The following is a 24707-nucleotide window of genomic DNA, read 5'->3' as shown; positions in this document are numbered from 1 at the left end:
TAAACAGGGCAGGGAGATATGTCATGAGTGACGACGCGCAACTGGTTGCTGACATTGAAGCATTGGGCGGCAAACTGGCCGAGGCCCGCGACAGTATTGGCAAGCGTTTCATCGGACAGCCGCGCGTTGTGGATTTGACACTTGGCGCCTTGTTGTGCGGGGGGCACGGCTTGCTTGTTGGCCTTCCTGGCCTGGGCAAAACGCGACTGGTGCATGCGTTGTCGACGGTTATGGGGCTGAACGGTGCACGCGTGCAGTTCACCCCCGACCTGATGCCCGCCGACATCCTTGGCTCGGAAGTACTGGAAACCGGCGAGGACGGCGCGCGCGCCTTTCGTTTTGTAAAAGGCCCGATCTTTTGCCAATTGCTGATGGCCGACGAGATCAACCGCGCCAGCCCGCGCACGCAATCCGCGCTGCTGCAGGCGATGCAGGAAAAGGCGGTGACGATTGCCGGGCAGGAACACGCGCTTGAGGCACCGTTCCACGTTCTGGCCACGCAGAACCCAATTGAACAGGAAGGTACCTATCCGCTGCCAGAGGCGCAGCTGGACCGGTTTTTGGTGCAGATCGACGTCCCCTACCCAGATCGCGCAACCGAGCATGACATCCTGCTGGCGACCACTGGCGCGTCCGAGGCCGAGGCTCATGAAGTTTTCACCGGCGAGGAATTGCTGGCTGCACAGACTGTTCTGCGCCGGATGCCCGTGGGCGATGACGTGGTGGCCCTGATCCTGGATCTGGTCCGTGCCTGCCGCCCCGAGGCTGATGACGCCCCCGCAGCGATCCGCGAGAATGTCTCGTGGGGGCCGGGGCCACGCGCGGCGCAGGCGCTGATGCTGATGGTGCGCGCACGGGCGCTGCTGGATGGCCGGTTGGCCCCATCGCCCGATGACGTACTGGATATGGCCGCACCGGTTCTGAAACATCGCATGGCGTTGAGCTTTGCCGCGCGGGCGCGGGGCGAGGACCTGACCGAGATCCTGTCCACCGTCACCGCAACCTTGCGCCGGGCCGAGGACGCCGCGTGAGCCATCCCGCCGCGGCATCCCTGAGGTCAGACGCGCAAGCGCTGGCCGCGACGCTTCCACCGCTTCTGGCCGAAGCGCGGCATCTGGCGGCCACGGTCCTGATGGGTGAACACGGGCGGCGACGCGCCGGGCAGGGCGACGAGTTCTGGCAATACCGCCCCGCCATGCCGGGCGACCCGCTGCGGCGGATTGACTGGCGCCGATCGGGCCGTTCGGATGCGCATTACGTACGTGAAAAGGAGTGGCAGGCGGCGCAGAGCGTTGTTCTGTGGGTAGACAATGCTCAATCCATGCAGTTCAGCGGCGACAATGCCCGGCCTAATAAATCGGCCCGAGCGCGACTGCTGGCGATGGCAGCGGCGGTGTTGTTGATGGATGGGGGCGAGCGCGTGGGCCTGGCGGGCCTGGCCCTGCCGCCCCGGCGCGGTAGCCTGCAACTTTTGCGTCTGGCGGAAACCCTCAGCGAAGATCAAACATCGGATGACTATGGCGCAGCAGAATCGCGCGCGCTGAGGCCTAATTCGCGTGCTCTGTATCTGTCTGACTTTCTTGGTGATATTGCGCCGCTGGAACTGGCGTTGGCCAAGGCAGCGGATCGCGGAGTGGTTGGTGCATTGGTACAGGTTCTTGACCCCGTCGAAGAGGCCTTCCCCTATGATGGCCGCACGATTTTCGAAAGCATGGGGGGCGGTCTGCAGCATGAAACGTTGAAGGCAGGCGACCTGCGTGGGCGCTATCTGGAACGGCTGGCTGAACGCCGCGATCAGATCGCAACACTTGCCCGCGCCGCGGGATGGCAGTTCGAAACGCACCATACCGGCGATCCGGCCCTGCAGGCGTTGCTGTGGATCTATCGCGCGTTGGAGAAAGTGCACTGATGTGGATCATTGGCCCCATAGGTTTCACGACGCCGCTGATCCTTCTGGCGCTGGCTGTATTGCCCGTTCTGTGGTTGTTGTTGCGGGCAGTGCCGCCCGCCCCGATCCGCAAACGGTTCCCGGGCGTGGTTCTGTTGCTGGGCCTGCGCGATGATGACAACACGTCGGACCGCACACCTTGGTGGCTGTTGCTATTGCGGTTGCTTGCAGTGGCGGCGGCGATTGTCGGCTTTGCCGGGCCGGTATTGAACCCCAAACCGCCGGTGGACGGGCGCGGTCCGCTCTTGGTGCTGATCGACGGCGGCTGGGCGGATGCGCGCGACTGGGCCGGGCGTATGGCACGTGTGGATGCAATTTTGGAGGACGCGGCGCGTAAGGGCCGCGCGACTGCCGTGGCGTTGGCGACAGACCTGCCTGCGGATGGGGCGCCGTTCCAGTCCGCCGCAGAATGGCAAACCCGTCTGCCCAGTGTACAGCCGAACCCATGGCGGCCCGATTTGATTGCGTTGGCCGAATGGGTCGAAGCGCAAGAGGGCGCGTTCGACACGTTCTGGGTCGCCGATGGCCTGTTTCACGAGGGCCGCAACGCGGTGGTTCAGGCATTGTCGGATCGCGGTGAACTGACCGTATTTCAAAGTGCTACCCCTGTTTTTGCCCTGCGAGGCGCGGCCTTTAGTAGCGGCGCGATCGAGGTGCCGGTGCTGCGCAATTCCGTTGAAAATGCCGACGAGGTAAGCGTGGTTGCCACGGGGCTGGACCCTTCGGGTGCGCGGCGCGACCTGGCCCGTGTAACAGCGGTATTCGAGTCGGGCGACGCGATGGCCACGGCTCGGTTCGAACTGCCGCCCGAGCTGCGCAACCGGATCAGCAGGTTCTCGCTGCCCATACAACGCAGCGCGGGCTCGGTCGCTTTGACGGATGACAGTTTGAAACGGCGCGAGGTTGCGTTGCTGTCGGGGCGGGATGAACGCGAAGGGCTGCAATTGTTGGCGCCGCTCCATTATCTGCGACAGGCATTGGAAGTCAGCGCAGATCTGATCGATGGCGATTTGCTGGACGTGTTGCTGGCCAATCCTGACGTTGTTGTTCTGGCCGATGTGGCGCAGATGGCGGGGGGCGAGCAGGCAGCGTTGCTGGACTGGGTGGATCGGGGTGGCTTGTTGGTGCGCTTTGCCGGGCCACGTCTGGCCGCCAGCGACATCAGCCGCGCGACCGAAGATGCGTTGATGCCCGTCCGTCTGCGCTCGGGTGGGCGCACGGTGGGTGGCGCAATGAGTTGGGGTGCACCAAAGACCCTGCAGGCCTTCCCCGAGGGGTCGCCCTTCTTTGGGCTGCCCGTGCCTGATGAGGTTACCGTCACCGCGCAGGTGCTGGCGCAACCGGGGCCAAATCTGGCTGAACGCACCATCGCCACGTTGCAGGATGGTACACCGCTGGTCACGCGAAAGAAGATTGGTCAGGGGCAAGTGATCCTGTTCCATGTCACGGCAAATGCCGAATGGTCATCGCTGCCCCTGTCGGGGCTTTATGTGCAGATGCTAGAGCGGCTGGCCGTGTCCACCCGTCCGCCGCAGCCAACCGCCGAGGACCTGGCTGGTGCAGTGTTTCAACCACAGCTGGTGTTGGATGCTTTTGGCGAGGCCGGCGATGCCGCAACCCTTGCCGGGGTTGCTGGTGAAACCCTTGCCGGAGCCCAACCCGGCCCTCTCAGCCCACCGGGGCTGTATGCGAGCGGCGAACGACGCATCGCGCTGAATACTTTGGGGCCAGAGGATACAATCGAAACGGCTACGTGGCCCGCAGGCACAGTGGTTGAGGGGTTGGCCGTTGCCAGTGAAACCTCGTTGAAAGGTCCGGCTTTGGCGTTGGCGGCTTTGCTTTTGATGATCGATATTCTGGCCAGCCTGCTGCTGACCGGGCGGCTGCGTAATGCGATGGCTGTTGTGGCTGTATTGGCAGTAACGCCCATAGAAACCCACGCACAGACGTCTGACGATCTGGCGATCATCAATGCCGCGTCCGAGGTGGTTCTGGCATATGTTTTAACGGGCGACGCGCAGGTGGATCGCGTATCGCAAGCAGGGCTGTTGGGCCTGTCACAGAAGCTGTTTCAGCGGACATCGGTTGAGCCGGTCGAACCCGTTGGACTGGATCTGGAAACGGCTGACCTGTCGCTTTATCCCTTTCTTTACTGGCCTGTCACCCTTTCGCAAAACGTACCTTCGGCCGAGGCCTATGCCCGCCTGAACAGGTATCTGCGCAGCGGCGGCATGATCATGTTCGATACGCGCGATGCCGATATCGCCCGCTTCTCAGGCAACAGTCCCGAAGGGCGGCACCTGCAGGAACTCGCCCGCCCGCTGGACATTCCACCTTTGGAGCCGATCCCCGAGGATCATGTCCTGACACGGGCCTTTTACCTGCTGCAAGATTTCCCCGGTCGCCATAACAGCCGCGATGTTTGGGTCGAGGCGGCGCCGCCAGATGCCGAAAAGGTCGAGGGCATGCCCTTTCGCAACCTCAATGACGGCGTGACCCCGGTGGTTCTGGGCGGCAACGACTGGGCAACGGCGTGGGCCGTCGACGAGAACGGGTTCCAGATGTTCCCGGTCGGTCGTGGCTATACTGGCGAGCGGCAGCGCGAAGTTGCTTATCGGTTTGGCATCAACCTGATCATGCACGTGCTGACCGGCAACTATAAATCGGATCAGGTGCATGTGCCTGCTCTGCTGGACAGGTTGGGCCAATGAACGGCGACATCGTCTTTGATCCACTTTTGCCGTTGGCGGTTTTGGCCGTATTAGCGCTGTTCGCGCTGGCGATCCTTGCGCTGGGCTTTTGGCGCGGGATTGCAGGGCGGTGGTGGCGTCTGGCCTCGGCGCTGGCTCTGGCACTGGCGCTGGTCAACCCATCGCTGCAACACGAGGAGCGTCAGGCCCTCAGCGACATCGTGGTGTTGGTTGTGGACGGCAGCGCCTCGCAACGTTTGGCGGATCGGCCGGCGCAAACGCAGCAGGCGATCGAGCGGGTCGAGGCGCGGATTGCCGCGCTGCCAAACACCGAGCTGCGGATCGTTCGCGTAGGGGATGACCCGGGCGACGGGGGCAGTCTTGTTCTAAGCGCCTTGGCCGCACAGATGGCCGAACTGCCACGCGGGCGGGTGGCCGGTGTGCTGTTGCTGACCGATGGTCAGGTGCATGACCTGCAGAACGCCCCGCAACTGCCGGCCCCGATGCACACGCTCTTGACCGGGCAAGACAGCGACTGGGACCGTCGCCTTGTTCTGCAAAACGCGCCTGCCTTTGCCATTCTTGATGAAGAAGTGATGCTGACGCTTCGGGTCGAAGATCAGGGCAATGCGCCCAAAGACAACACCTTTACCCAGTTGGCCATCAGCATAGATGGCGAGACACCAACGATTGTCCAGGTGCCGGTGGGCCAGGAAATCGAATTGCCGCTGACCCTCAGCCATGGCGGGATTAACGTGATCCGTTTCGAGGTGCCCGAAGCTGAGGGCGAGCTGACAGGGCGCAACAATGCCGCCGTGGTGCAAATTAACGGTATTCGCGATCGGCTGCGGGTGCTGCTGGTGTCGGGTGAACCGCATGCGGGCGAGCGGACATGGCGCAACTTGCTGAAATCCGACAGCTCGGTTGATCTCGTGCATTTCACCATTCTGCGCCCGCCGGAAAAGCAGGACGGCGTGCCGGTCAGCGAACTGTCGCTGATCGCGTTTCCAACGCGGGAACTGTTTCTGGAAAAGATCGACGAGTTCGACCTGATCATCTTTGACCGTTACAAACGACGAGGCATTCTGCCGGCGATCTACTTGGAGAATGTTGCCGAGTATGTCCGCAGTGGCGGCGCGGTTCTGGTCGCGGCGGGGCCGGATTTTGCGTCGGCGGACTCGATATATCGCTCGCCATTGGCCGAAATACTTCCCGGTGCACCGACAGCACGTGTCGTAGAGCAGGGATTTCGCCCGCAGGTTTCGGAATTGGGCCAACGGCACCCGGTGACCGAAGGGCTGGACGCGGACTGGCCGGCAGAGCCCGGGCAGTTGGGCCCCGGCTGGGGCCGTTGGATGCGGCTGGTCGACGTGGCGCCGGAACGCGGCCAACTTGTCATGACCGGGATCGAGGACCGGCCGTTGTTGTTGCTGGACCGGGTGGACGACGGGCGGGTGGCGCTGTTGGCCTCGGACCATGCATGGCTGTGGAGCCGCGGTTTCGAAGGCGGCGGGCCGCAACTGGAACTGCTGCGGCGGCTGGCGCATTGGATGATGAAGGAACCCGAGCTGGAGGAAGAAGCCCTGACCACCAGCGCGGAAGGCCAGCGGCTGACGGTTTTGCGTCGGTCGCTTTCCGAGGACCCGCGCGAGGTTCAGATCACCGGACCCGACGGTACGGTCACCGTCATGCCATTGGAAGAACAGCGGCCGGGTCTATTCACCGGTGTGTTCGAAGCGCCCGAGGATGGGCTTTACCGGCTCAGCGATGGCGATCTGACCGCCGTGGCAGGGCTTGGTCCCAGCGCGCCGCGAGAGTTTGTTGCAACCGTGTCCACCGGCGATGTCCTGGCCCCGGCGGTTGATGCGACCGGCGGTGGAATAATGCGGCTGGCAGATGGGATGCCGGATCTGCGGCAGGTGCGCGAGGGACGAGTGGCTGCCGGGCGCGGCTGGCTGGGGATCACACCGCGCAACGCCTATTTGACCACCGATATCACGCTGAACGCTCTGGCGCCGGCCTGGCTGATGCTGTTGCTGGCCGCTGGATTTGCCGTGATGGCGTGGCTGCGCGAAGGGCGACGTTGATCAGCGGGGCAAAGTGAGCGTCAGGGTTTCCTCGGCCCAGCCATGCACATTGTCATGGGCACGGATCGTTACCTCGGTCACGCCACCGGGGATCTGCACGCCATTGAGCGAGCGGGTAAAAGGTTGCTCGTTCACATGTGGATGCAACAGCTCGCGAAAGCCAAGGCGGTTTCCATCGGGGCCCAAAACTTCCCACCCGTCGGCATAGTGATCCCACCCGGTGTCGGCATGGCGCAGGGTCACGCTGAACCGCCACGCATCGCCCGATGGGGTTGCTTCGGCGGCAACAATTTCGACATCCCCTGCAACGGCTGGCAGGGCGGTGAGGGCAAGGATCAAGGCAATACGGGTCATGGCGCAGGCGGTTTGTTAAGCAGGACTTTGCGGGAATGAGAACTGAACTCTCGCCGCCAGACAACTAAAAATGTCGCGAGCGTTGCGATTATCAGGGCCCACGGGCCCAGAACCCAGGCCAGACAGGCCAGTGCAAAATAGATTGTACGCAGACCGCGATTGAAACTGCGGGCTGCCAGAATGTTCAACTCGGCCGCCTGATCGGCGCGCAATTGCGCATTGGCGTCCTTGGGGTCATTCGGAATAGCGCCCATTAGCACACTGGAATAGCCAAAGACCCGGTGCGACCAGACAAAGTTGAAAAATGCCTTGGCCAGCATCAGCATCAGCACGATCAGCTTGGTCTCGATCACGGCCCGGTGCACGTTTTGCAAGGCAAGATCCCGCGCCAGCCCTTCTATTGGATCAAGATTGCCCAACAAGGCCAATGTACCACCGATTGCCAGCATGCAGCCCGAAGCAAAAAACGTGGTGCCATTGCGCAGGTTCGCCAGCACCATGGCGTCAAATACCCTTGGCTCTCGTGTGATGTGGTGCCGCAGCCAATCGCGCCGGTAACCGGTCATAAGGCGGCTTACAGAGGGGTAATTGCCGCTGGAATTTTCGATCCACATGCCAATTCCAAGCCACGCGACCAACAACATCACTGCGCCTGCGGCGTCGAGCGGTGAAAACTGCTGCAATCCGAACATCATATCCATGTGGTCAACCTATCTGGCAGGTTTCGGTTGCAAAACTAAAAAATTGGTTATAAAAAATGACCAATCGATTGGAGTCCCACCATGGAAATGCCGAATCCAAATGCCGCGATCCTGTCGCGAAAAGCCGAAATTGTCGCGCGTTTGAAGGAGGTTCTACCTGCAGATGCTGTGATTTCGGATCCGACCGAAACGCGCGCGTATGAGTGTGACGCGTTGACCGCCTATAAGTGTCCGCCGCTTTGCGCCGTGTTGCCAGCCTCGACCGACGAGGTCGCGGCGGTACTGCGAATTTGCCACGAGATGGGCGTGCCGGTTGTGCCGCGTGGCTCGGGCACGTCGCTGGCAGGTGGGGCATTGCCGACCGCCGACAGCGTTATCCTGGGCGTTGCAAAGCTGAACGAGGTGCTGGAGACCGATTTTGACAACCGGTTCATCCGGGTCCAGTCGGGGCGCACCAACCTGTCGGTGACCGGCGCCGTCGAGGAGGAGGGGTTCTTTTATGCTCCTGATCCGTCCAGCCAGTTGGCCTGTGCCATTGCCGGCAATATCGCGATGAACTCGGGCGGCGCGCATTGCCTGAAATACGGTGTCACCACCAACAACCTGCTGGGTGTAACCATGGTGACCATGGAGGGCGAGGTGGTTCAAATCGGCGGCGCGCATATGGATGCGGGCGGGCTGGACCTGCTGGGGGTGATCTGCGGTTCCGAAGGGCAACTGGGCGTGGTGACCGAGGCAACGTTGCGCATCCTGCCCAAGCCCGAAGGCGCGCGGCCGGTGCTGATCGGGTTCGACAGCAACGAGGTGGCCGGGGCCTGTGTGTCCGACATCATTCGCGCCGGTGTTCTGCCGGTGGCGATCGAGTTCATGGACCGGCCCTGCATTCGCGCCACAGAGGCCTTTGCCGGTGCGGGCTATCCCGATTGCGAGGCTTTGCTGATCGTCGAGGTTGAGGGCTCGGACGCCGAGATCGACGCGCAGCTGGCGCTGATCCTGGACATCGCGCGCACGCACAATCCGGTGGAACTGCGCGAAGCGCAGAGCGCCGACGAGGCGGCGCGCATCTGGCTGGGCCGCAAATCGGCCTTTGGCGCGATGGGGCAGATCAACGATTACATGTGTCTGGACGGCACCATCCCGGTAAGCGCGCTGCCGCTGGTGTTGCGGCGTATTGGCGAGATGTCGGCCGAGTTCGGGCTGGAAGTGGGCAACGTGTTTCATGCTGGCGACGGAAACATGCACCCGCTGATCCTGTTTGACGCCAACAAGCCGGGCGATCTGGAGAAATGCGAGGCGTTCGGGGCCGAGATCCTGAAGCTGTGCGTGGAGGTTGGCGGCTGTCTGACCGGCGAGCACGGGGTCGGGATCGAGAAGCGCGACCTGATGACGACCCAATACACGGACACGGATATGGAGGCGCAGCTGCGGGTGAAAGACGTTTTTGATCCGAATTGGCTGCTGAACCCTGCCAAGGTTTTCCCCCTGGCGCATACCGAAAGCCGCCGGGCGGGCTGATGCCTCTTACCGGAAGAATTGGACGGACAGGAAGATGATTACGGTTTCAAGTGAAACAGAGTTGGCCAAAGTCATTGCCGGGGCCGAGGCGCCATTGCGCGTGATTGGCGGTGGCACGCGCGGGTTCGCGAAAGCGGTTACAGGCGACGTTTTGTCGACAGCGGGCATGTCAGGGATCGAGCTGTACGAGCCCGGCGCGCTGACGATTGTGGCCAAGGCGGGCACTCCCGTGGCCGAGGTCGAGGCCGCGCTGGCGGCGGAAGGTCAGCGGTTGCCGTTTGAGCCGATGGACCATAGGGCGCTGTTGGGCACCGAGGGGATACCAACCATTGGTAGCGTTGTTGCCGCCAACGTCTCGGGGCCACGGCGCATGCAGGCCGGGGCGTGCCGCGACAGCCTGATCGGGGTGCGTTTTGTCGATGGCCGTGGCGACGTGATCAAAAACGGCGGCCGGGTGATGAAGAACGTTACCGGCTATGATCTGGTGAAGCTGATGGCGGGGTCTTACGGCACGCTTGGCGTGCTGACCGAGGTGTCTTTCAAGGTGCTGCCCGCAACCCCGGCGCAACTGAACGTGGTTGTGCGTGGCTTGTCGGACGCAGTGGCGGTGCAGGCAATGGCTCGGGCACTGGGGTCGCCTTTCGAAGTGTCCGGTGCGGCGCATTTACCCGGTGAGATGACGATGCTGAGGCTGGAGGGGTTCGAAAACTCTGTCCTCTATCGCGCGGCACAGTTGACGGATTTGCTGCAAGAATTTGGCGAGATCAGCGTGGACGAAGCCGACCTTTGGGCACAAGTGCGCGACGTCACGGCGTTTGCGGCACAAGACGGCGATGTTTGGCGTATATCGGTCAAACCTTCGGATGCGCCGAAGTTGGTGGAAAAACTAAGCGTGAAGTCAGTGCTTTATGACTGGGGTGGAGGGTTGATATGGGCGTTGACCGTGCCGGGGAAAGATGTACGCGCAGCCATGGTAGGGACCGGCGGTCACGCGACGCGCGTCCGAGCCTCGGATCGCGATTTGCCCGTCTTTCACCCTGAACCGGCATCCCTTGCCGCAATCAGCGCGGGGCTGCGGGCGCAGTTTGACCCGCGCGGCATTTTGAACCCCGGAGTCATGGGCTGATGCAGACGAATTTTACACCCGAGCAGTTGACCAACCCTGCCATTCAGCGATCCAACGAGATCTTGCGGTCTTGCGTACATTGCGGATTCTGTACCGCAACTTGCCCGACTTATCAGGTGCTGGGCGACGAGTTGGACAGCCCGCGCGGGCGGATCTACATGATCAAGGACATGCTGGAAACCGGACGGCCGGCCGATGAGAAGACGGTGAAGCACGTGGATCGCTGCCTCAGCTGCCTGGCTTGCATGTCGACCTGCCCGTCGGGGGTGCATTATATGCACCTCGTCGACCACGCGCGCGAGCATATCGAACAGACCTATCGCCGGCCGTTCATGGACAGGGCGCTGCGGTGGATGCTGTCGCAGATCCTGCCCTATCCCACCCGGTTCCGGCTGGCGCTGCTGGGCGCCAAGATCGGGCGGCCCTTTGCCTTTCTGATGCCCGATGCGCGGCTGAAGGCGATGCTCGAGATGGCGCCGAAGCATATCCCCCCCGTCAGCCGCAACGACGATGCGCAGGTGTTTCCGGCCATCGGGCCGCGCCGCAAACGTGTGGCGCTGATGACCGGCTGCGCGCAGAAAGCGCTGAACACCGATATCAACGATGCCACGATCCGCCTGTTGCGGCGGCTGGGCTGCGACGTGGTGGTGGCCAAGGGCGCGGGCTGTTGCGGGGCACTGACTCATCACATGGGCAAAACCAACAGCAGCCACGGCTTCGCGGCGAAGAATATCAATGCATGGATGGCCGAAAAGCGTGGCGCGGGGCTGGACGCGGTGGTGATCAACACCTCGGGCTGCGGCACAACGGTCAAGGATTACGGGCACATGTTCCGCAACGAGGCTCTGGCCGGGGATGCGGCCGAAGTGTCTGAAATGGCGATGGATATCAGCGAATTGTTGATGCAGCTGGACCTGCCCGAGGGTGGGGCCACCAAGATGCGTGTGGCCTATCACGCGGCCTGTTCGCTGCAGCATGGCCAGCAGATCAAGACCCACCCCAAGACCCTGCTGAAAAAAGCCGGGTTCGAGGTGGTGGAACCCGCCGACAGCCATCTGTGTTGCGGCTCGGCCGGGACATATAATCTGATGCAGCCCGAGATCTCGAAACAGCTGAAGGACCGCAAGGTGCGGACGTTAGAGGCGAAGGCACCGCAGGTGATCGCGGCGGGCAATATCGGCTGCATGATGCAGATCGGCGGTGGAACGAATGTACCGGTTGTGCATACGGTTGAACTGTTGGACTGGGCGACAGGCGGGCCAAAGCCCGCAGCGCTGTCGCGGCCTTAATCCTGCCGCATCCGGGTGCTAGGCCGGTCGAAATTCGACGAAGAGGCACCCGAATTGCGCGCGATCGTTCTGGCCCTGATGTTGGGGTTTTTCCCCACAGCCCCGGTTTTGGCCCAAGCGGCCTTGCAAGAGCTTTCAACCGGCGAGGAAGGCCGGGCATGGCGGTCGGTAGGGCGGTTGAACATCAACAAAAGCTCGTTCTGTACCGGGTCGCTGATTGATACCGATCTTGTTCTGACCGCGGCGCATTGCCTGTTCGACAAGGACACCGGCGCCCGGCAACCGCTGGACCAGATGGAGTTTCTGGCGGGATGGCGCAATGGTCGCGCCGAGGCATATCGGGGGGTCAAACGCGCCGTTCTGCATCCGCGGTACCAGTTCACCTCGGGCGCGCATTCTAACAAGGTGGGATACGACCTTGCGTTGCTGGAGCTTGATCGCCCTGTGCGCCTGCCCGGCGTGCAACCATTTGGCATTGGCAAACGGCCTGGAAAAGGGGCTGAGGTTGGCGTGGTGTCGTATGCCCTGAACCGGTCCGAAGCACCGTCTTTGCAAGAGATCTGCCATGTGCTCGCAGGGCGTCCTGGTGTCTTGATGCTGAATTGCAGCGTGGATTTTGGCGCGTCGGGTGCACCGATCTTTGACCTCAGCGGGCCGGCTCCGCAAATCGTCTCGATCGTGTCCGCCAAGGCAGAGGTCAGCGCCAAACCCATCGCCTTGGGTGCGACGGTGCAGGGTGCGATCGACACATTAAAAAGCCGATTGTCTGCCGGGATTGGCGTTTTGGAGCCAGCGGGCAAACCGGCCGTACGCCGTTTCGGGCTGAAGAATGGCAACGGGAACAGCGGAGCGAAATTCCTGCGCCCCTGAGGGCTTGAAACCGCTCAAACACTTCCCAAATCTATGTTATCGGGCGCCCAGATGGGGCCCGGAAACACCGCCTGTCCGCATTGGAAGGCACTACATATAGCATTGCTTTGAGAAGGATGTGACCCATGCGAAACTATGACCTTTCGCCCCTATACCGTGCCACCGTCGGCTATGACCGCGTGGCAGACTTGATTGACCGGGTGCTGCGCACCGACGCCGCCCAACCGTCTTACCCGCCTTACAACATCGAAAAAACCGGTGAAGATGCGTATCGCATCACCGTTGCCGTGGCCGGCTTTGGCGCCGGTGAGCTTGCGGTGGATGTAAAGCAAAACGATCTGATCATCGCGGCCCGCAAGGCCGAGGAAAAGACCGATCGCAACTATCTGCATCGTGGCATTGCCACCCGCGCGTTCGAGCGTCGGTTCCACCTTGCCGACCATCTGAAGGTCACCGGCGCGGCCCATGATAACGGCCTGCTGCACATCGATCTGGTTCGCGAAGTGCCCGAAGCGCTGAAACCGCGCCGGATCGAGATCAACGGCCCCAAGACCATCGAAGGCAAGGCGGCCAAGTAAGCCCAATTACGGCTCCATCGGCGGTGCAGTGGCTTCGGCCCTGCGCCGTTTGGTCCCCGTGAGACGCGGGAAAGAAGGGCGCGGAACCTCCCCCGCGCCCTTCATGTGTATCAAAAGACCAGAACGTCTTCGGCAACGTCGTCCGGCAAAAGGAACGAAGATGGTTCGACGTCCAGCGTGGGTTCTGGCAAAGCCGGCACCGTTTGGAAGACTTCCAGGCCGAGGTTTTCCGTCAGCGGATCCTCTGCCAGTTCTGCGAATTCAAAACTGTCTGTCGAGGCGTCTTCACCGAACAGTTCGCGCAACACCAGGAACCGCAGAAAAGGCATGTCTTCTGCATCGTCCGAAAGCGCCCAAAGCAGGGCAAGGAACGGAAACTCGATCTCGAACCCCGGGTCAGGGTCAGGGATCGGATCAGTAGGCGCATCACCGGTGACGGCCTCGAACATAAAGTCCGAGATCGCACCGATATTGGCAGCGACCAGCGGGTGCACCTCGGGTGGGATCACGTAGTTGGACGGGATAGGTTCACCAAACTGGTGGCTGTACATGGCCACGGCGGCCAGGAAATACAGCGTTTCGGTGCCGTGCGGCGCGTCATCTTCGAACAGGTCGGTCATCGACACGCCAGACAAGGCCCCCTGCAGGCCCAGTTCGGGGTCTACCAGCAGGCCGATCAGCGCCTGGTTGATCGGGATCGCCTCGAACGTCACCTCGGGGCGGGCGGCCTGATAGGCAGCCACATGCGCGTCCATCCAGACCTGGTAGTCCCCCAATGCGTAGTTTGCATAGTTCATGAACTCGTCCATCGTGGGTGGGAAGCTGGCAATGAAGGGCGCCATGTCGGCCCAGCCCTCGTAGATGTAAACGGTCATTCCCGGTTCCAATTGCATGACCGTGTCGATGAAGGGCAGGAATTGTGACAAGTCTTGTGGCGACTGGTGCTGCTGAACGAAGTTGAACGGCGTGATCACGACTGAATCGAAATCCACGCTGGCAAAAGAAAACTCAGTGTCCCAAACGCTTTCTGCGCCTTCAAACCCCCATTGCGGGAACAGATCTTCGGCTGATTCAAATGGTCCGAACATCCCATCGATCTGATAGGTATGGTTTGGATCAGCAGCAGCGAATTGTGCCATCCAATACGGCGTTGCGGTACCCGAGTGGTTGGTCAGATCATCCCCGTCCGAGAAATGGTTCATCAGGGAGTGCCCAAAGATGAACTGCCGGATTTCATCGGGTGCGTCACCAGGAGCCAGCGTTTGCATATTGTCCTGGGGCGTGACGTCGGCAGCAGCTGCATCTTCCAACAACTGGCGCAGGACCAGCAGGCGCAGGATCGGCGCGTCCTCGCTGGCGGGGGACAAAACCCACAGCCACGCCAAAAGGGGGTTGGCAATGTCAAATCCTGGATCGGGGTTGGGATCGGGCGGCGTGATTGGCCCGCCGGGAGCGTCGGCCAGTATGGCCGGTGCCGGGCTGCCGGGCTGAAACCCATAGTCGCCGTTGGCTGGGTCTGCGAATAACGGGTCCAGGCCCAGAGAGTTGGCGCTTTCGAATGCCGGGTCGATATCGTCACGAATATAGTCGATCAGCCATTGCGGCATAAAAGTAATCAGATTGTCTTCGATCACGCGGGCAATCACGTCATCGCGGATCACTTCGAAGTCGACTTCGACATTGCCTGAAAGGATATTGTTCAGGATCGTGTGGGTCGCAGTGGCGTATTCGTTGGTGAAGTCGTCACCGCTGTCCGGGATCCAGCTGGAGAACAACCCCGCATGGTGGCCCGCAACGACATTGCCGGTGATGGTAACGTTCTGACCACCATTGATCTCCAACCCGGCGGACTGGATCGTGACATCCGGGGTGTCATCGCCACGGTTGTTGTCCGTGATCAGGTTGCCGGAAATCAGCAGGTTCGAGCTGTTATAGACATCCATGCCCCACGTGTAATTGTCCTGCATGACGTTGCCGGACACTTGCCCACCATTAATGTGCTGCAACAAAACGCCGCCCAGATGGTAGAGCCCCCCGACCCAGCTGGACAAATCCGAGCCATTGTCGGTGATGGTCGAATTCACGAGGCTGAAGTCGAACGTGTCAATCCGCCCACTTGGCCGCGTGGATAACGTGCCGTTTTCGGCCGAGATACGGATGCCGTAACCGGGATGATCATGCACGTTCAGCCCGTCCAGCAGGATGTGCGACATCGGGGCCTGATCTTCGATAAAGGTGATTTGTCCATCGACAGTCCGCAGGTCGCCCAAGTTGTCGGCCAACACACCGAAATACTGAAAGCTGCCATCGGGTCCTCCATTGGTGCCGGTGGAATACAGCTCCACATTGCGGATGGTCAGGTTGGTGCCGCCACCAAGGGCCACGCCGGACGAGGTGTTGTTATACGCACTGCCGCCTTCCACAAGAACCGCGTCGGCGGTCTCCAACGTCTGAAAACCTGCTACGGCGTTGCTGTGGGAAACGTTGTTCAACAACGCGATGTCTTGACCCGCGATTACAAAGCCTGACCCGCTGTAGCCATCATAACCCTCGTCCATAATGCCGTTGACGGTAAAACCCTGAACCAGGATCTGACTGCCACTGACATAGACGCCATGCGGGCTGCCATCGCCGGTCAGGGTCACAGCTCCATCGGCAACAAGGGTCAGATCGGTGCCCGTGATGGAAATGGATTCCGCATAAGTGCCGGCAGACACGACAATTCGATCGCCGGGGTTCGCGGCATCGATGGCGGCTTGAATGCTGGTGAATTCACCGGTGCCGTCCGTTGCAACGCGCAGAGTGCTTCCCGTTTGCGTCGGCGCCGTTGGCGTCTGCGGCGGGGTGTCCACGACAATGGGCGCGGCGGTTTGGGCGAATAACGGGCTCGCCATTTGCATGTTCATGGTAATCTCCAAATCAATGTCCCTCTGGACGTTCGGCCCCCAAGTCGGTGTCGATAAAACCGAACAGACACCTTCCCGATGTAGCCTACGCACCGCCCATTGACCTTATTCGCGGTCAAGGAAGAAAAATTTGAAAACTCCCAAGTTTTCCGTTTGTTTATTCCCTCTGAGGGAATTTTTGTTAAGTAAAACTTGTCTATTTTGGCTTGGACAAAGAAGGGCGGCGGATACTTGACCCGCCGCCCCAAGCACCATCCGCGCGGTTGTCGTCAGAGGCCGTTCTGCTTGGCCACATGCCCTGCCAGATGTGGAACATAGTCCTCTGGCCCGTTTGCGCCGCCGGCAACCGCTGCGGCAAAACTGTTCTTGGATGCATTGCCCAGCGGGTTCACAAGGCCAGCGTTGTCGGCCATTGATTCCAGGTACCGCAGGTCTTTCAGCGCATTGGTCAGCGTGAATTTATGCGCCTCGCGATTGCCGCCCACCACGCATTCCATGAAGGTCTGGTAGAACCCGCAATCCATGCGACCACCGCCAATGACATTGTGGAATCGTTCGGCGGAGATGCCCACCTTTTCCGAAAGCGCCAGCGCCTCGGAATAGATCGCGGCATAGCCCAGCGAGATGAAATTGTTCAGCAGCTTCATCCGGTGCCCGTCGCCCACATCGCCGATATGCACGATCTTACCAGCCCAGCAATCCACCACCGGGCGGATGCGGTCCAGCACGGCCTCTGGCGCGCCGATCATCGTGTCCAGCGTGCCCTCCCACGCCTCTTTCGGCGTGCGGGAAAGCGGGGCGTCAACCAGCGTGATGCCGTCCTGTGCCAGTTCGGCGGCGAGCGCCGTGGTTGAGGTTGGATCGGCTGTTGAGCAATCCACGACAACCGAACCCTCCTGCAAACCTGCACGCAATCCATTCTCGCCGCGGATTGTTGCTTCGATCTGAGGTGATCCGGGCAGGCATAGGAACACGATGTCACTGGCCGCACCAACCTCTGCCGGGTTTTTCGCTTCGGTCGCGCCGCGCGATACCAGATCGTCAACCGGTGTACGGTTGCGATTGCCCAGAATGGTCAGGCCATAGCCGCCGTCGATGATGTTCTTGGCCATGCCGTGGCCCATCAGCCCAACGCCGATGAACCCGATGCGTTCGGAGGTGTCCGTCATGTCGATGTTCCGTTCGTTCTAAAGGTCGAGTTTCGTCCATTTGGCGTTGGCCGCGCTGGATTTGACGCAGGCATTCACGAACGCCACGCCCTCCAACCCGTCCGAGATGCCGGGATAGGCGACGGCCGCGTCGGGTGTGGTGCCGGTCAGGCGCGCCTGGATGGCATCGGCGGCCTCGGAATAGATATTTGCGAACCCTTCCAGATAGCCCTCAGGATGGCCCGGCGGAATGCGGCTGAGCCGGTTTGCGGCCTCGCCCACATGCGCGCCCGACCGGGTCAGGCGGCGGGTTGGCTCGCCCAGCGGGCTGTACCACAGGGTGTTGGGGTCTTCCTGCATCCACTCGATGCCACCTTTCGACCCAAAGACCCGCAGCCGCAGGCGGTTGTCATAGCCGGTGGCGACCTGGCTGGACCACAGCATACCGCGCGCGCCACTTTGGAACCGCAGCATCACGTGGGCGTTGTCATCCACTCGGCGCCCTTCGACGAAGGATTGCAGGTCTGCGCTGAGCGCCTCCAGCGGCAGGCCGGTCACGAAACGCGCCAGGTGGTAGGCGTGGGTGCCGATATCGCCGGTGGACCCGCCCGCGCCGGACCGCGCCGGATCGGTGCGCCAATCGGCCTGTTTCTGGCCGGTGCCTTCCAGCGGTTCGGCCAGCCAGTCCTGCGGGTATTCCACCTGTACCACGCGGATCTCGCCCAGCTCGCCAGCGGCCACCATGGCCTGCGCCTGACGGATCATCGGGTAGCCGGTGTAGTTATGCGTCAGCACAAACAGCGCGTCGGATTTCTCGGCCGCTTTGGCCAGCTTGCGCGCGTCGGGCAGGGTGGCCGTCAGCGGCTTGTCACAGATCACGTGGATGCCACGGCGCAGGAACTCGCGCGCGGGGCCAAGGTGAACATGGTTCGGCGTGACGATGGCCACGGCCTGAATGCCGGTCTTCAGCCGCGCCTCGCGCTTGGCCATGGCGGTGTAGTCGTCGTAAACGCGGTCCGTCGGCAGGCCCAGATCGGCGCCCGAGGCCTGAGACTTTTCCGCCGTCGACGAAAAACACCCCGCCACCAGTTCATACCGGTCATCCAGCCGCGCCGCGATCCGATGCACCGCGCCGATGAACGCATCGCGCCCGCCGCCAACCATACCCAGCCGGATACGGCCCGAGAATTTGTCGTCGCTGCCCTCGATTGCCATGTCTTATTCTCCCAGTCCAAGCATCTTGCGGTTGGCGGCCTGATCGGTGCCGCCGTCGGCGAAATCGTCGAACGCGTGTTCGGTGACGCGGATGATATGGTCGCGCACAAAGGCCGCGCCTTCGCGGGCGCCGTCTTCGGGATGTTTCATCGCGCATTCCCATTCGACCACGGCCCAGCCGTCGAAATCATACTGTGTCAGCTTCGAGAATACGGCGCCGAAATCGACCTGCCCGTCGCCCAGGCTGCGGAAGCGCCCGGCGCGGTTCACCCAGCTTTGGTAACCGCCATAGACGCCCTGGCGCCCGGTTGGGTTCAGCTCGGCATCCTTGACGTGGAACATCTTGATGCGCTCGTGGTAGATGTCGATATTGTCCAGATAGTCCAGCGCCTGCAGCACGTAATGCGACGGGTCATACAGCATGTTGGCGCGGGCGTGGTTGTTCACCCGCTCAAGAAACATCTCGAAGGTGATGCCGTCATGCAGATCCTCGCCGGGATGGATTTCATAACAGACATCCACGCCCATCTCGTCGGCATGATCCAACAGCGGCTGCCAGCGCGCTGCCAACTCGTCAAACGCGGTTTCCACCAGGCCCGCGGGCCGTTGCGGCCACGGATAGACATACGGCCAGGCCAGCGCGCCCGAAAAGGTGACATGCGCGCCGATCCCCATGTTGCGGCTGGCGGTCAGCGCCTTTTTGACCTGATCCACCGCCCAGGCCTGACGCGCGGCGGGGTTGCCGCGCACTTCTGGTGCGGCGAAACCGTCAAACGCAGTGTCATAGGCGGGGTGGACAGCCACCAGCTGCCCCTGCAGGTGGGTCGACAGCTCGGTCACTTCGATCCCGTTTTCGGCGGCCTCGCCCTTGAAGGTGTCACAATAGTCTTTGGAACTGGCGGCGAGGTCGAGGTCGATCAGCCGACCGTCCCAGCTGGGCACCTGAACACCCTTATAGCCGCAATCGGCGGCCCATTTCGTGATCGCGCCCCAGCTGTTGAACGGTGCCTCGTCACCGGCAAATTGCGCCAGAAACAGCGCGGGTCCCTTAAGCGTACGCATAAGCCTCTCTCTCCCTTTTTCGCCGGTTTCGACGTCCGGCCCGTCCAAACTGGGGTGATTCCCTGATTCTTTCGCCAAAAAAGAGCAGGTTTTGCCCCGAAAGTGAAGATATTAATAAGAAATATCTATTATTAATAATATTCTTGACCTCCCGATAATCGCCACACATACTCGGCGCCAACCAACACGGATGGGGACCGGATGTCGGATCAGAAGGGAATGCGGAACAGGCTCGTCGAATATGGCGACAAAGACTTTGCCTTGTTCCTGCGCAAAGCCTTTATCCGCGCCGCCGGTTATGGGGATGAGTCGCTCGAGCGCCCGATTGTCGGCATTGTCGATACCGGCTCGGCCTTCAACCCGTGTCATGGCAACATGGACAACCTGATCGAAGCGACCAAACGCGGTATTCTGCTGGGTGGCGCGATTCCTGCCGTATTTCCATCCATGTCGATCCACGAAAGCTTTGCCGCGCCGACCTCTATGTTTCTGCGCAACCTGATGGCAATGGCGGTTGAAGAGTCGATCCGTTCGCAGCCTATGGATGCCGTGATCCTGATCGGTGGTTGTGACAAAACCGTGCCAGCATTGCTGATGGGGGCGGCCAGTGCCGGGGTGCCGGCCATTTGTCTGGTAACCGGGCCGATGCAGGCCGGATCGTGGCGCGGCACTCGTGTAGGAGCGTGCACAGATTGCCGCCGTTTCTGGGCGCAGTACCGCTCGGAAAAGCTATCTAAAGATGAGATCGAAGATGCGGGCCGTGCGTTGGTGCCCACCGTCGGAACTTGCGGTGTGATGGGTACCGCCAGCACCATGGCGCTGGCAGTTGAGGCGATGGGCATGATGCTGCCCGGCAGCTCAACAGCCCCGGCCGTTACGGCAGAGCGTTTGCGGGTTGCCGAGGCAACGGGTGCGCGTGCGGCCGAGTTGGCGCTGAATCCGTTGCTGCCGGAACAGATAATGACCCCTGAGGCATTCGAGAATGCCTTTCGCGTGGTTATGGCCGCCGGGGGTTCGACCAATGCGTTGATCCACCTCGTTGCAATTGCCGGTCGGCTTGGGATCGAAATCAGTAACGACACGATCAACCGGCTGGGCACCGAGACGCCGGTTCTGGTTGATGTCAAACCTGCCGGTGCGAACTTCATGGAAGACATGCACCGCGCCGGTGGCTTGTTGCCCCTGCTGCACGAACTGTCATCACAGCTTAACCGGGATTGCGTCACCATCACTGGCCGCAGCCTGGGCGAAGAAATGGAAGCCGGCCCCGATAGCTGGCCCCAAAACATTGTAAGGCCCTTCAACGCGCCTCTGCAGCCTCCCGGCGGATTGGTCGTGTTGAAGGGCAATTTAGCCCCCAACGGTGCCGTCATGAAACCTGCTGCGGCTTCGGCGCATTTCCTGCGCCATTCAGGGCGTGCGGTTGTGTTCGACGGGTTGGCTGATCTTTCGGCACGCATAGACGACCCGGACCTGGACGTCGAAGCCGATGATATTTTGGTACTGAAAAACGCCGGCCCGGTTGGAGGCGGCGGTATGCCCGAGGCCGGGTACCTGCCCATTCCGCGCAAGCTTGCCCGGCAGGGCGTGACCGACATGGTGCGCCTGTCTGACGCGCGGATGAGCGGCACGGCCTTTGGCACCATTGTTCTGCATGTGGCGCCCGAAGCGGCGGTGGGCGGGCCTCTGGCCGCCGTGCGCAGCGGGGACGTAATAGAACTGGACGTGGCGGCGCGCAGCCTGAACCTGCAACTCAGCCAAGAAGAGATCGCCGCGCGACTGGCCGAATGCCCCGCGTCCGCACCGCCGAACGACCGCGGCTATGCCCGTCTGTTCCGCGAAACCGTCACGCAGGCCGATTTGGGCTGTGATCTGGATTTCGCGCGGCCGGAAATGACGCGGAGCTTGTGAATGAAACAGAGAACGACATCGAAGCACATCAAAGCGCCCTGCGGACATGTGCATTTCGAATGGCCCGGAGCGGTGAACAACAACCGCCTTGGCACCCGGCGCTGACCCCGGAGGAGGGGGTGGGCCCTAAACCTGAGCCGCAGATATGCGGCACCAATGGAGGAGAGAAGATGCGTAATCTAGTAACTTCAGTTGCGGCGGCGGCCGTGGCGCTGGCGGGTTCTGCCGCCTTTGCCGAAGACGTCGTCGTCAAGTGGCTGCACCAACAAGGCAGCGAAGAGGTACGGGAATACTGGGACAAGCTGGCCGCAGATTATTCGGCCCGTACCGATGGCGTGACCATCGAGGTTCAGCATATCGAAAGCCAGTCGTTCAAGGCCAAGCTGACGACGCTGCTGCAATCAAACGACGCGCCGCATTTCTTTTACAGCTGGGGCGGCGGCGTGATGCAGGCGCAGGTTGACAGCGGCACCCTGCGCGATGTCACCGCCGAAATGGGCGATGGCTGGGCCGACACGTTCGGCGAGGCCGCCGTGGGTGCCTTCACCTATAAGGACAAGATCTGGGGTGCGCCGTACCTCGCGAACCTCGTTGGCTTTTGGTACAACAAGCAGATGTTCGCGGATGCCGGTGTTGTGGCCGAGGACATCAAAACCTGGGACGACCTGCTGGTTGCGGTTGAAAAGCTGAAGGCCACCGGCGTGGTGCCGATTGGTCTGGGCGGCATGCAGAAATGGCCGACCCATTTCTATTACACCCACCTGATGCTGCGGATCGGCGGTCAGCAGGGCTTTGTTGACGCGGTGAACGAGGTTGGCGACGGCTTTGCCGGCGAGACCTACATTCGCGCGGGTCAGGAGTTCAAGCGCCTGGTTGATCTGGATCCGTTCCAGCCGGGCTTTGTTGCCGCCGACCAAAACAACATGTATGGCGCGCTGGGTGACGGCGAGCATGCAATGCAGTTGATGGGGTCGTGGCTCTATGGCCGTCAGAAGTCCAAGTCGAAAGACGGCATTGGTCTGACCGATGATGAACTGGGTTGGTTCCCCTTCCCGATGGTTGAAGGTGGTGCTGGTACGGCCGAGGAAACCCTGGGCGGCATCAACGGCTGGCTGTTCCACAAATCGGCCCCGGCCGAGGCTGTGGATTTCGTGAAGTACTTCCTGTCGAACGAAGTTCAGGAAGACATGGCCAAGCGTGGCTGGATCATCCCGGTTGCCCGTGGTGCAGATGCGGCCATCGCCGATCCGTTCCAGTCCGAGCATTCGGCGCGCATCGCCAATTCGCCCTATCACCAGATCTTCTATGATCAGATGCTTGGGCCGGACGTTGGCCTTGTGGTGAACGACATGGCGGCCGAACTGGCCGTAGGCAACGTGTCGCCCGAAGATGCCGCGGCCGAGATCCAGGACGCCTGGCTCGACAGATAACGGGTGCGTGTCCCAACCCCCGTTTGCAGGGCAAGGAGCCCCAATCTCCTTGCCCTGCAGCAATCTCAAGATAACAACGAGGCCAGATCGTGACCGACACGCCAACGCCCAATTCCATCTCGCCGCCGCGTCAGGGGTTCTCGCTGCGCCCGGCAAATGCGCTGAACCGCGAAGGCTGGGTCACCGCTGCTTTGTTCCTGCCGCCGGCGCTGTTGCTGTTTACGTTGTTCGTTGTTCTGCCGATGGGCGAGGCCGCCTATTTCAGCCTGTTCAAATGGAACGGGTTCGGCACCCCGGAAGACTATCGCGGGCTTTACAACTACGAGCGTCTGATCTCGCGCGATATTTTCAAGACCGCGCTGTGGAACAACATGCTGGTGATCCTGGTTTCGGTGTTCATTCAGTTACCGATCGCCTGTGGACTTGCCATCATCCTTGCCGACAAGATTCCCGGCGGGAATATCTTCCGACTGCTGTTTTTCCTTCCTTACGTGTTGGCCGAAATTGTTGCCGGTCTGATCTGGCGATTTGTCTATGACGGTGACACGGGCTTTATCGCCAAGTTCACCGAATGGTTCGACCTTCCGGCTTTCTACATCCTGGCCGAGCAAGACTATGCGATGTACGCCATTCTGGCGGTGATCGTATGGAAGTACTTCGGGTTTCACATGATGCTGTTCATCGCCGGCCTGCAGGCGATTGACCGCGACCTTTACCGAGCGGCGCGCGTCGACGGTGCCAGCGCCTGGCAGGTGCTGCGCTTTGTCACGCTGCCCTTGCTGAAATCCACCATGAAACTGTCGATCTTCTTTGCCGTGTTGGGTTCGCTGCAATTGTTCGACATCATCATGCCCATGACGCTGGGCGGTCCGTCCGACAGCACCCAAACCATGGTGACCTACCTTTACAATCACGGCTTCATTCGCGCCAAGCTGGGCTTTGGCAGTGCCATCGGCACCGTCCTGTTCATCATCTGCGTGGTCTTTGCCGTCGTCTATCAGAAAGGGTTTTTCCGCGATGCAGAGTGAACCGCTTGATCCCGGGCTGCGCAAGCCGTGGAACTTTGTCCTTCTCTACAAGTATCTGGTGCTGGGCTTTGTGACGCTGTTGATTATTGCCCCACTGATTACAACCGCATTGGGCGGTTTCAAATCGGCGGCTGACCTGCGCACCAACCCGTTTGGCCTGCCGACGGTGTGGCACTGGAACCAGTATACCGACATCCTGCTGGGGATCGACTACTGGCGTTATATGGGCAACTCGATGCTGATCTCGGCGATCAGTGTGTTTGTAACCTTGCTGTGTTCGACACTGGCGGCCTTTACCTTTGCCCATGTGAAATTCTTCGGAAAAGAGTTCATCGTGGGCTATCTGATGGTGGGCTTGTTGTTCCCGGTCGCCACCGCGATCCTGCCGCTTTTCGTCAAGGTGCGCGACATGGGGCTGCTGAACACCTATTGGGGCGTGATCCTGCCAACCTCGGCCTTTTCGCTGGGGATGAGCATCCTGCTGATGCGCAACATGTTCGAGAAACTACCGCGTGAGCTGTTATCGGCGGCTCTGGTGGATGGCTGCGGCTATATCCGGTTCTTCTGGCACATTACGCTGCCGCTGTCGCGGCCGATCCTGGCCACGGTGGGCATCATCGCCTTTGTCGCCAGCTGGAACCAGTATGTGCTGCCGCTGATCTTGCTGAATTCCGAGGAACGCTATCCCTGGCCGCTGGGCATCATGGAGTATCAGGGCGAGTTCACCACCGATTGGCACCTGATCCTGGCCTTTGTCACGCTGACCGTGATCCCGGCCATTGTCGTGTTCCTCGCCACGCAGAAATACATCGTCGCAGGCCTTACCGCCGGCGCCGTCAAAGGATAAGG

Annotated in this window: 19 protein-coding genes; 13 read left to right on the top strand and 6 right to left on the bottom strand. The window is 61.2% G+C overall.

What is annotated here, in order from left to right:
• Positions 1–23: 23 nt before the first annotated feature.
• The 4 genes from ACMU_RS14230 to ACMU_RS14215 are packed head-to-tail and all read left to right on the top strand — an operon-like array spanning position 24 to position 6725.
• A complete protein-coding gene (locus ACMU_RS14230) occupies positions 24–1031 on the top strand; it encodes an AAA family ATPase (protein ID WP_035260810.1) in 1008 nt (335 codons plus the stop codon).
• Positions 1028–1909, top strand: coding sequence for a DUF58 domain-containing protein (locus tag ACMU_RS14225; protein ID WP_035260807.1), 882 nt, complete (start codon positions 1028–1030; stop codon positions 1907–1909). The genes ACMU_RS14230 and ACMU_RS14225 overlap by 4 nt, the downstream gene beginning before the upstream one ends.
• Positions 1909–4659 carry a DUF4159 domain-containing protein gene (locus ACMU_RS14220; protein WP_035260805.1) on the top strand — a complete coding sequence of 917 codons (2751 nt, stop codon included), beginning with the start codon at positions 1909–1911 and terminating at the stop codon, positions 4657–4659. Before ACMU_RS14225 ends, ACMU_RS14220 begins: the two co-directional genes overlap by 1 nt.
• The gene (locus tag ACMU_RS14215) at positions 4656–6725 is read left to right on the top strand and encodes a membrane protein (protein ID WP_035260803.1); all 2070 of its coding nucleotides are present in this window, start codon (positions 4656–4658) and stop codon (positions 6723–6725) included. The genes ACMU_RS14220 and ACMU_RS14215 overlap by 4 nt, the downstream gene beginning before the upstream one ends.
• Here ACMU_RS14215 and ACMU_RS14210 read toward each other — a convergent pair whose 3' ends face one another.
• Both ACMU_RS14210 and ACMU_RS14205 read right to left on the bottom strand, forming a co-directional pair.
• Positions 6726–7079 (bottom strand): hypothetical protein, encoded by a 354-nt coding sequence (locus ACMU_RS14210; RefSeq protein WP_035260801.1) that lies wholly within the window; start codon positions 7077–7079, stop codon positions 6726–6728. It abuts the gene before it with no gap.
• On the bottom strand, positions 7076–7780 hold the full coding sequence (locus tag ACMU_RS14205) for a DUF599 domain-containing protein (protein WP_035260799.1): 705 nt from the start codon (positions 7778–7780) through the stop codon (positions 7076–7078). Before ACMU_RS14205 ends, ACMU_RS14210 begins: the two co-directional genes overlap by 4 nt.
• A gap of 81 nt (positions 7781–7861) precedes the next feature.
• On the opposite strand from ACMU_RS14205, the gene ACMU_RS14200 reads away from it, so the two are divergent.
• From ACMU_RS14200 to ACMU_RS14180, 5 genes are all read left to right on the top strand, one after another.
• The gene (locus tag ACMU_RS14200; protein WP_035260796.1) at positions 7862–9295 is read left to right on the top strand and encodes an FAD-linked oxidase C-terminal domain-containing protein; all 1434 of its coding nucleotides are present in this window, start codon (positions 7862–7864) and stop codon (positions 9293–9295) included.
• A gap of 34 nt (positions 9296–9329) precedes the next feature.
• Complete coding sequence (gene glcE, locus ACMU_RS14195) at positions 9330–10421, top strand: glycolate oxidase subunit GlcE (protein ID WP_035260795.1); 1092 nt, start codon at positions 9330–9332, stop codon at positions 10419–10421.
• Entirely contained in the window at positions 10421–11710 is a 1290-nt protein-coding gene (glcF, locus tag ACMU_RS14190; protein WP_035260794.1) for a glycolate oxidase subunit GlcF, read from the top strand. The genes glcE and glcF overlap by 1 nt, the downstream gene beginning before the upstream one ends.
• Positions 11711–11788: 78 nt before the next feature.
• On the top strand, positions 11789–12580 hold the full coding sequence (locus tag ACMU_RS14185) for a trypsin-like serine peptidase (RefSeq protein ID WP_035261086.1): 792 nt from the start codon (positions 11789–11791) through the stop codon (positions 12578–12580).
• 125 nt (positions 12581–12705) lie between these two features.
• A complete protein-coding gene (locus ACMU_RS14180) occupies positions 12706–13158 on the top strand; it encodes an Hsp20 family protein (protein WP_035260792.1) in 453 nt (150 codons plus the stop codon).
• A gap of 110 nt (positions 13159–13268) precedes the next feature.
• On the opposite strand, the gene ACMU_RS14175 is transcribed toward ACMU_RS14180, so the two are convergent.
• The 4 genes from ACMU_RS14175 to ACMU_RS14160 all read right to left on the bottom strand — a co-directional run bounded on the left by ACMU_RS14175 (position 13269) and on the right by ACMU_RS14160 (position 19489).
• On the bottom strand, positions 13269–16064 hold the full coding sequence (locus tag ACMU_RS14175) for a right-handed parallel beta-helix repeat-containing protein (RefSeq protein WP_035260790.1): 2796 nt from the start codon (positions 16062–16064) through the stop codon (positions 13269–13271).
• A gap of 269 nt (positions 16065–16333) precedes the next feature.
• A complete protein-coding gene (locus ACMU_RS14170) occupies positions 16334–17233 on the bottom strand; it encodes an NAD(P)-dependent oxidoreductase (protein ID WP_152544629.1) in 900 nt (299 codons plus the stop codon).
• Between the two features lie 18 nt (positions 17234–17251).
• A complete protein-coding gene (locus tag ACMU_RS14165) occupies positions 17252–18427 on the bottom strand; it encodes a Gfo/Idh/MocA family protein (protein WP_035260786.1) in 1176 nt (391 codons plus the stop codon).
• A gap of 3 nt (positions 18428–18430) precedes the next feature.
• Positions 18431–19489: a sugar phosphate isomerase/epimerase family protein gene (locus ACMU_RS14160; protein ID WP_035260785.1), complete on the bottom strand. Its 1059-nt coding sequence runs from the start codon at positions 19487–19489 to the stop codon at positions 18431–18433.
• Positions 19490–19708: 219 nt separating this feature from the next.
• On the opposite strand from ACMU_RS14160, the gene ACMU_RS14155 reads away from it, so the two are divergent.
• The 4 genes from ACMU_RS14155 to ACMU_RS14140 all read left to right on the top strand — a co-directional run bounded on the left by ACMU_RS14155 (position 19709) and on the right by ACMU_RS14140 (position 24705).
• On the top strand, positions 19709–21400 hold the full coding sequence (locus ACMU_RS14155; RefSeq protein WP_236626272.1) for a dihydroxy-acid dehydratase: 1692 nt from the start codon (positions 19709–19711) through the stop codon (positions 21398–21400).
• A 170-nt stretch (positions 21401–21570) separates the two neighbouring features.
• Positions 21571–22830: an ABC transporter substrate-binding protein gene (locus tag ACMU_RS14150; RefSeq protein ID WP_035260781.1), complete on the top strand. Its 1260-nt coding sequence runs from the start codon at positions 21571–21573 to the stop codon at positions 22828–22830.
• 89 nt (positions 22831–22919) lie between these two features.
• Entirely contained in the window at positions 22920–23858 is a 939-nt protein-coding gene (locus ACMU_RS14145) for a carbohydrate ABC transporter permease (RefSeq protein ID WP_051588357.1), read from the top strand.
• The gene (locus ACMU_RS14140; protein ID WP_051588356.1) at positions 23848–24705 is read left to right on the top strand and encodes a carbohydrate ABC transporter permease; all 858 of its coding nucleotides are present in this window, start codon (positions 23848–23850) and stop codon (positions 24703–24705) included. Before ACMU_RS14145 ends, ACMU_RS14140 begins: the two co-directional genes overlap by 11 nt.
• Positions 24706–24707 lie beyond the last annotated feature (2 nt).

It is taken from the genome of Actibacterium mucosum KCTC 23349 (genome assembly GCF_000647975.1).
Taxonomy (GTDB): Bacteria; Pseudomonadota; Alphaproteobacteria; order Rhodobacterales; family Rhodobacteraceae; genus Actibacterium; species Actibacterium mucosum.
This window is presented reverse-complemented; position numbering and strand designations above follow the sequence as displayed.

Bases quoted from the DNA above. Each gene is read 5' to 3' on its own strand.
- ACMU_RS14230 (WP_035260810.1), top strand. From the start codon at position 24: ATGAGTGACGACGCGCAACTGGTTGCTGACATTGAAGCATTGGGCGGC.
- ACMU_RS14220 (WP_035260805.1), top strand. From the start codon at position 1,909: ATGTGGATCATTGGCCCCATAGGTTTCACGACGCCGCTGATCCTTCTG.
- ACMU_RS14215 (WP_035260803.1), top strand. From the start codon at position 4,656: ATGAACGGCGACATCGTCTTTGATCCACTTTTGCCGTTGGCGGTTTTG.
- ACMU_RS14210 (WP_035260801.1), bottom strand. From the start codon at position 7,079: ATGACCCGTATTGCCTTGATCCTTGCCCTCACCGCCCTGCCAGCCGTT.
- ACMU_RS14205 (WP_035260799.1), bottom strand. From the start codon at position 7,780: ATGGATATGATGTTCGGATTGCAGCAGTTTTCACCGCTCGACGCCGCA.
- ACMU_RS14200 (WP_035260796.1), top strand. From the start codon at position 7,862: ATGGAAATGCCGAATCCAAATGCCGCGATCCTGTCGCGAAAAGCCGAA.
- glcE (WP_035260795.1), top strand. From the start codon at position 9,330: ATGATTACGGTTTCAAGTGAAACAGAGTTGGCCAAAGTCATTGCCGGG.
- glcF (WP_035260794.1), top strand. From the start codon at position 10,421: ATGCAGACGAATTTTACACCCGAGCAGTTGACCAACCCTGCCATTCAG.
- ACMU_RS14185 (WP_035261086.1), top strand. From the start codon at position 11,789: ATGTTGGGGTTTTTCCCCACAGCCCCGGTTTTGGCCCAAGCGGCCTTG.
- ACMU_RS14180 (WP_035260792.1), top strand. From the start codon at position 12,706: ATGCGAAACTATGACCTTTCGCCCCTATACCGTGCCACCGTCGGCTAT.
- ACMU_RS14175 (WP_035260790.1), bottom strand. From the start codon at position 16,064: ATGAACATGCAAATGGCGAGCCCGTTATTCGCCCAAACCGCCGCGCCC.
- ACMU_RS14170 (WP_152544629.1), bottom strand. From the start codon at position 17,233: ATGACGGACACCTCCGAACGCATCGGGTTCATCGGCGTTGGGCTGATG.
- ACMU_RS14165 (WP_035260786.1), bottom strand. From the start codon at position 18,427: ATGGCAATCGAGGGCAGCGACGACAAATTCTCGGGCCGTATCCGGCTG.
- ACMU_RS14160 (WP_035260785.1), bottom strand. From the start codon at position 19,489: ATGCGTACGCTTAAGGGACCCGCGCTGTTTCTGGCGCAATTTGCCGGT.
- ACMU_RS14155 (WP_236626272.1), top strand. From the start codon at position 19,709: ATGCGGAACAGGCTCGTCGAATATGGCGACAAAGACTTTGCCTTGTTC.
- ACMU_RS14150 (WP_035260781.1), top strand. From the start codon at position 21,571: ATGCGTAATCTAGTAACTTCAGTTGCGGCGGCGGCCGTGGCGCTGGCG.
- ACMU_RS14140 (WP_051588356.1), top strand. From the start codon at position 23,848: ATGCAGAGTGAACCGCTTGATCCCGGGCTGCGCAAGCCGTGGAACTTT.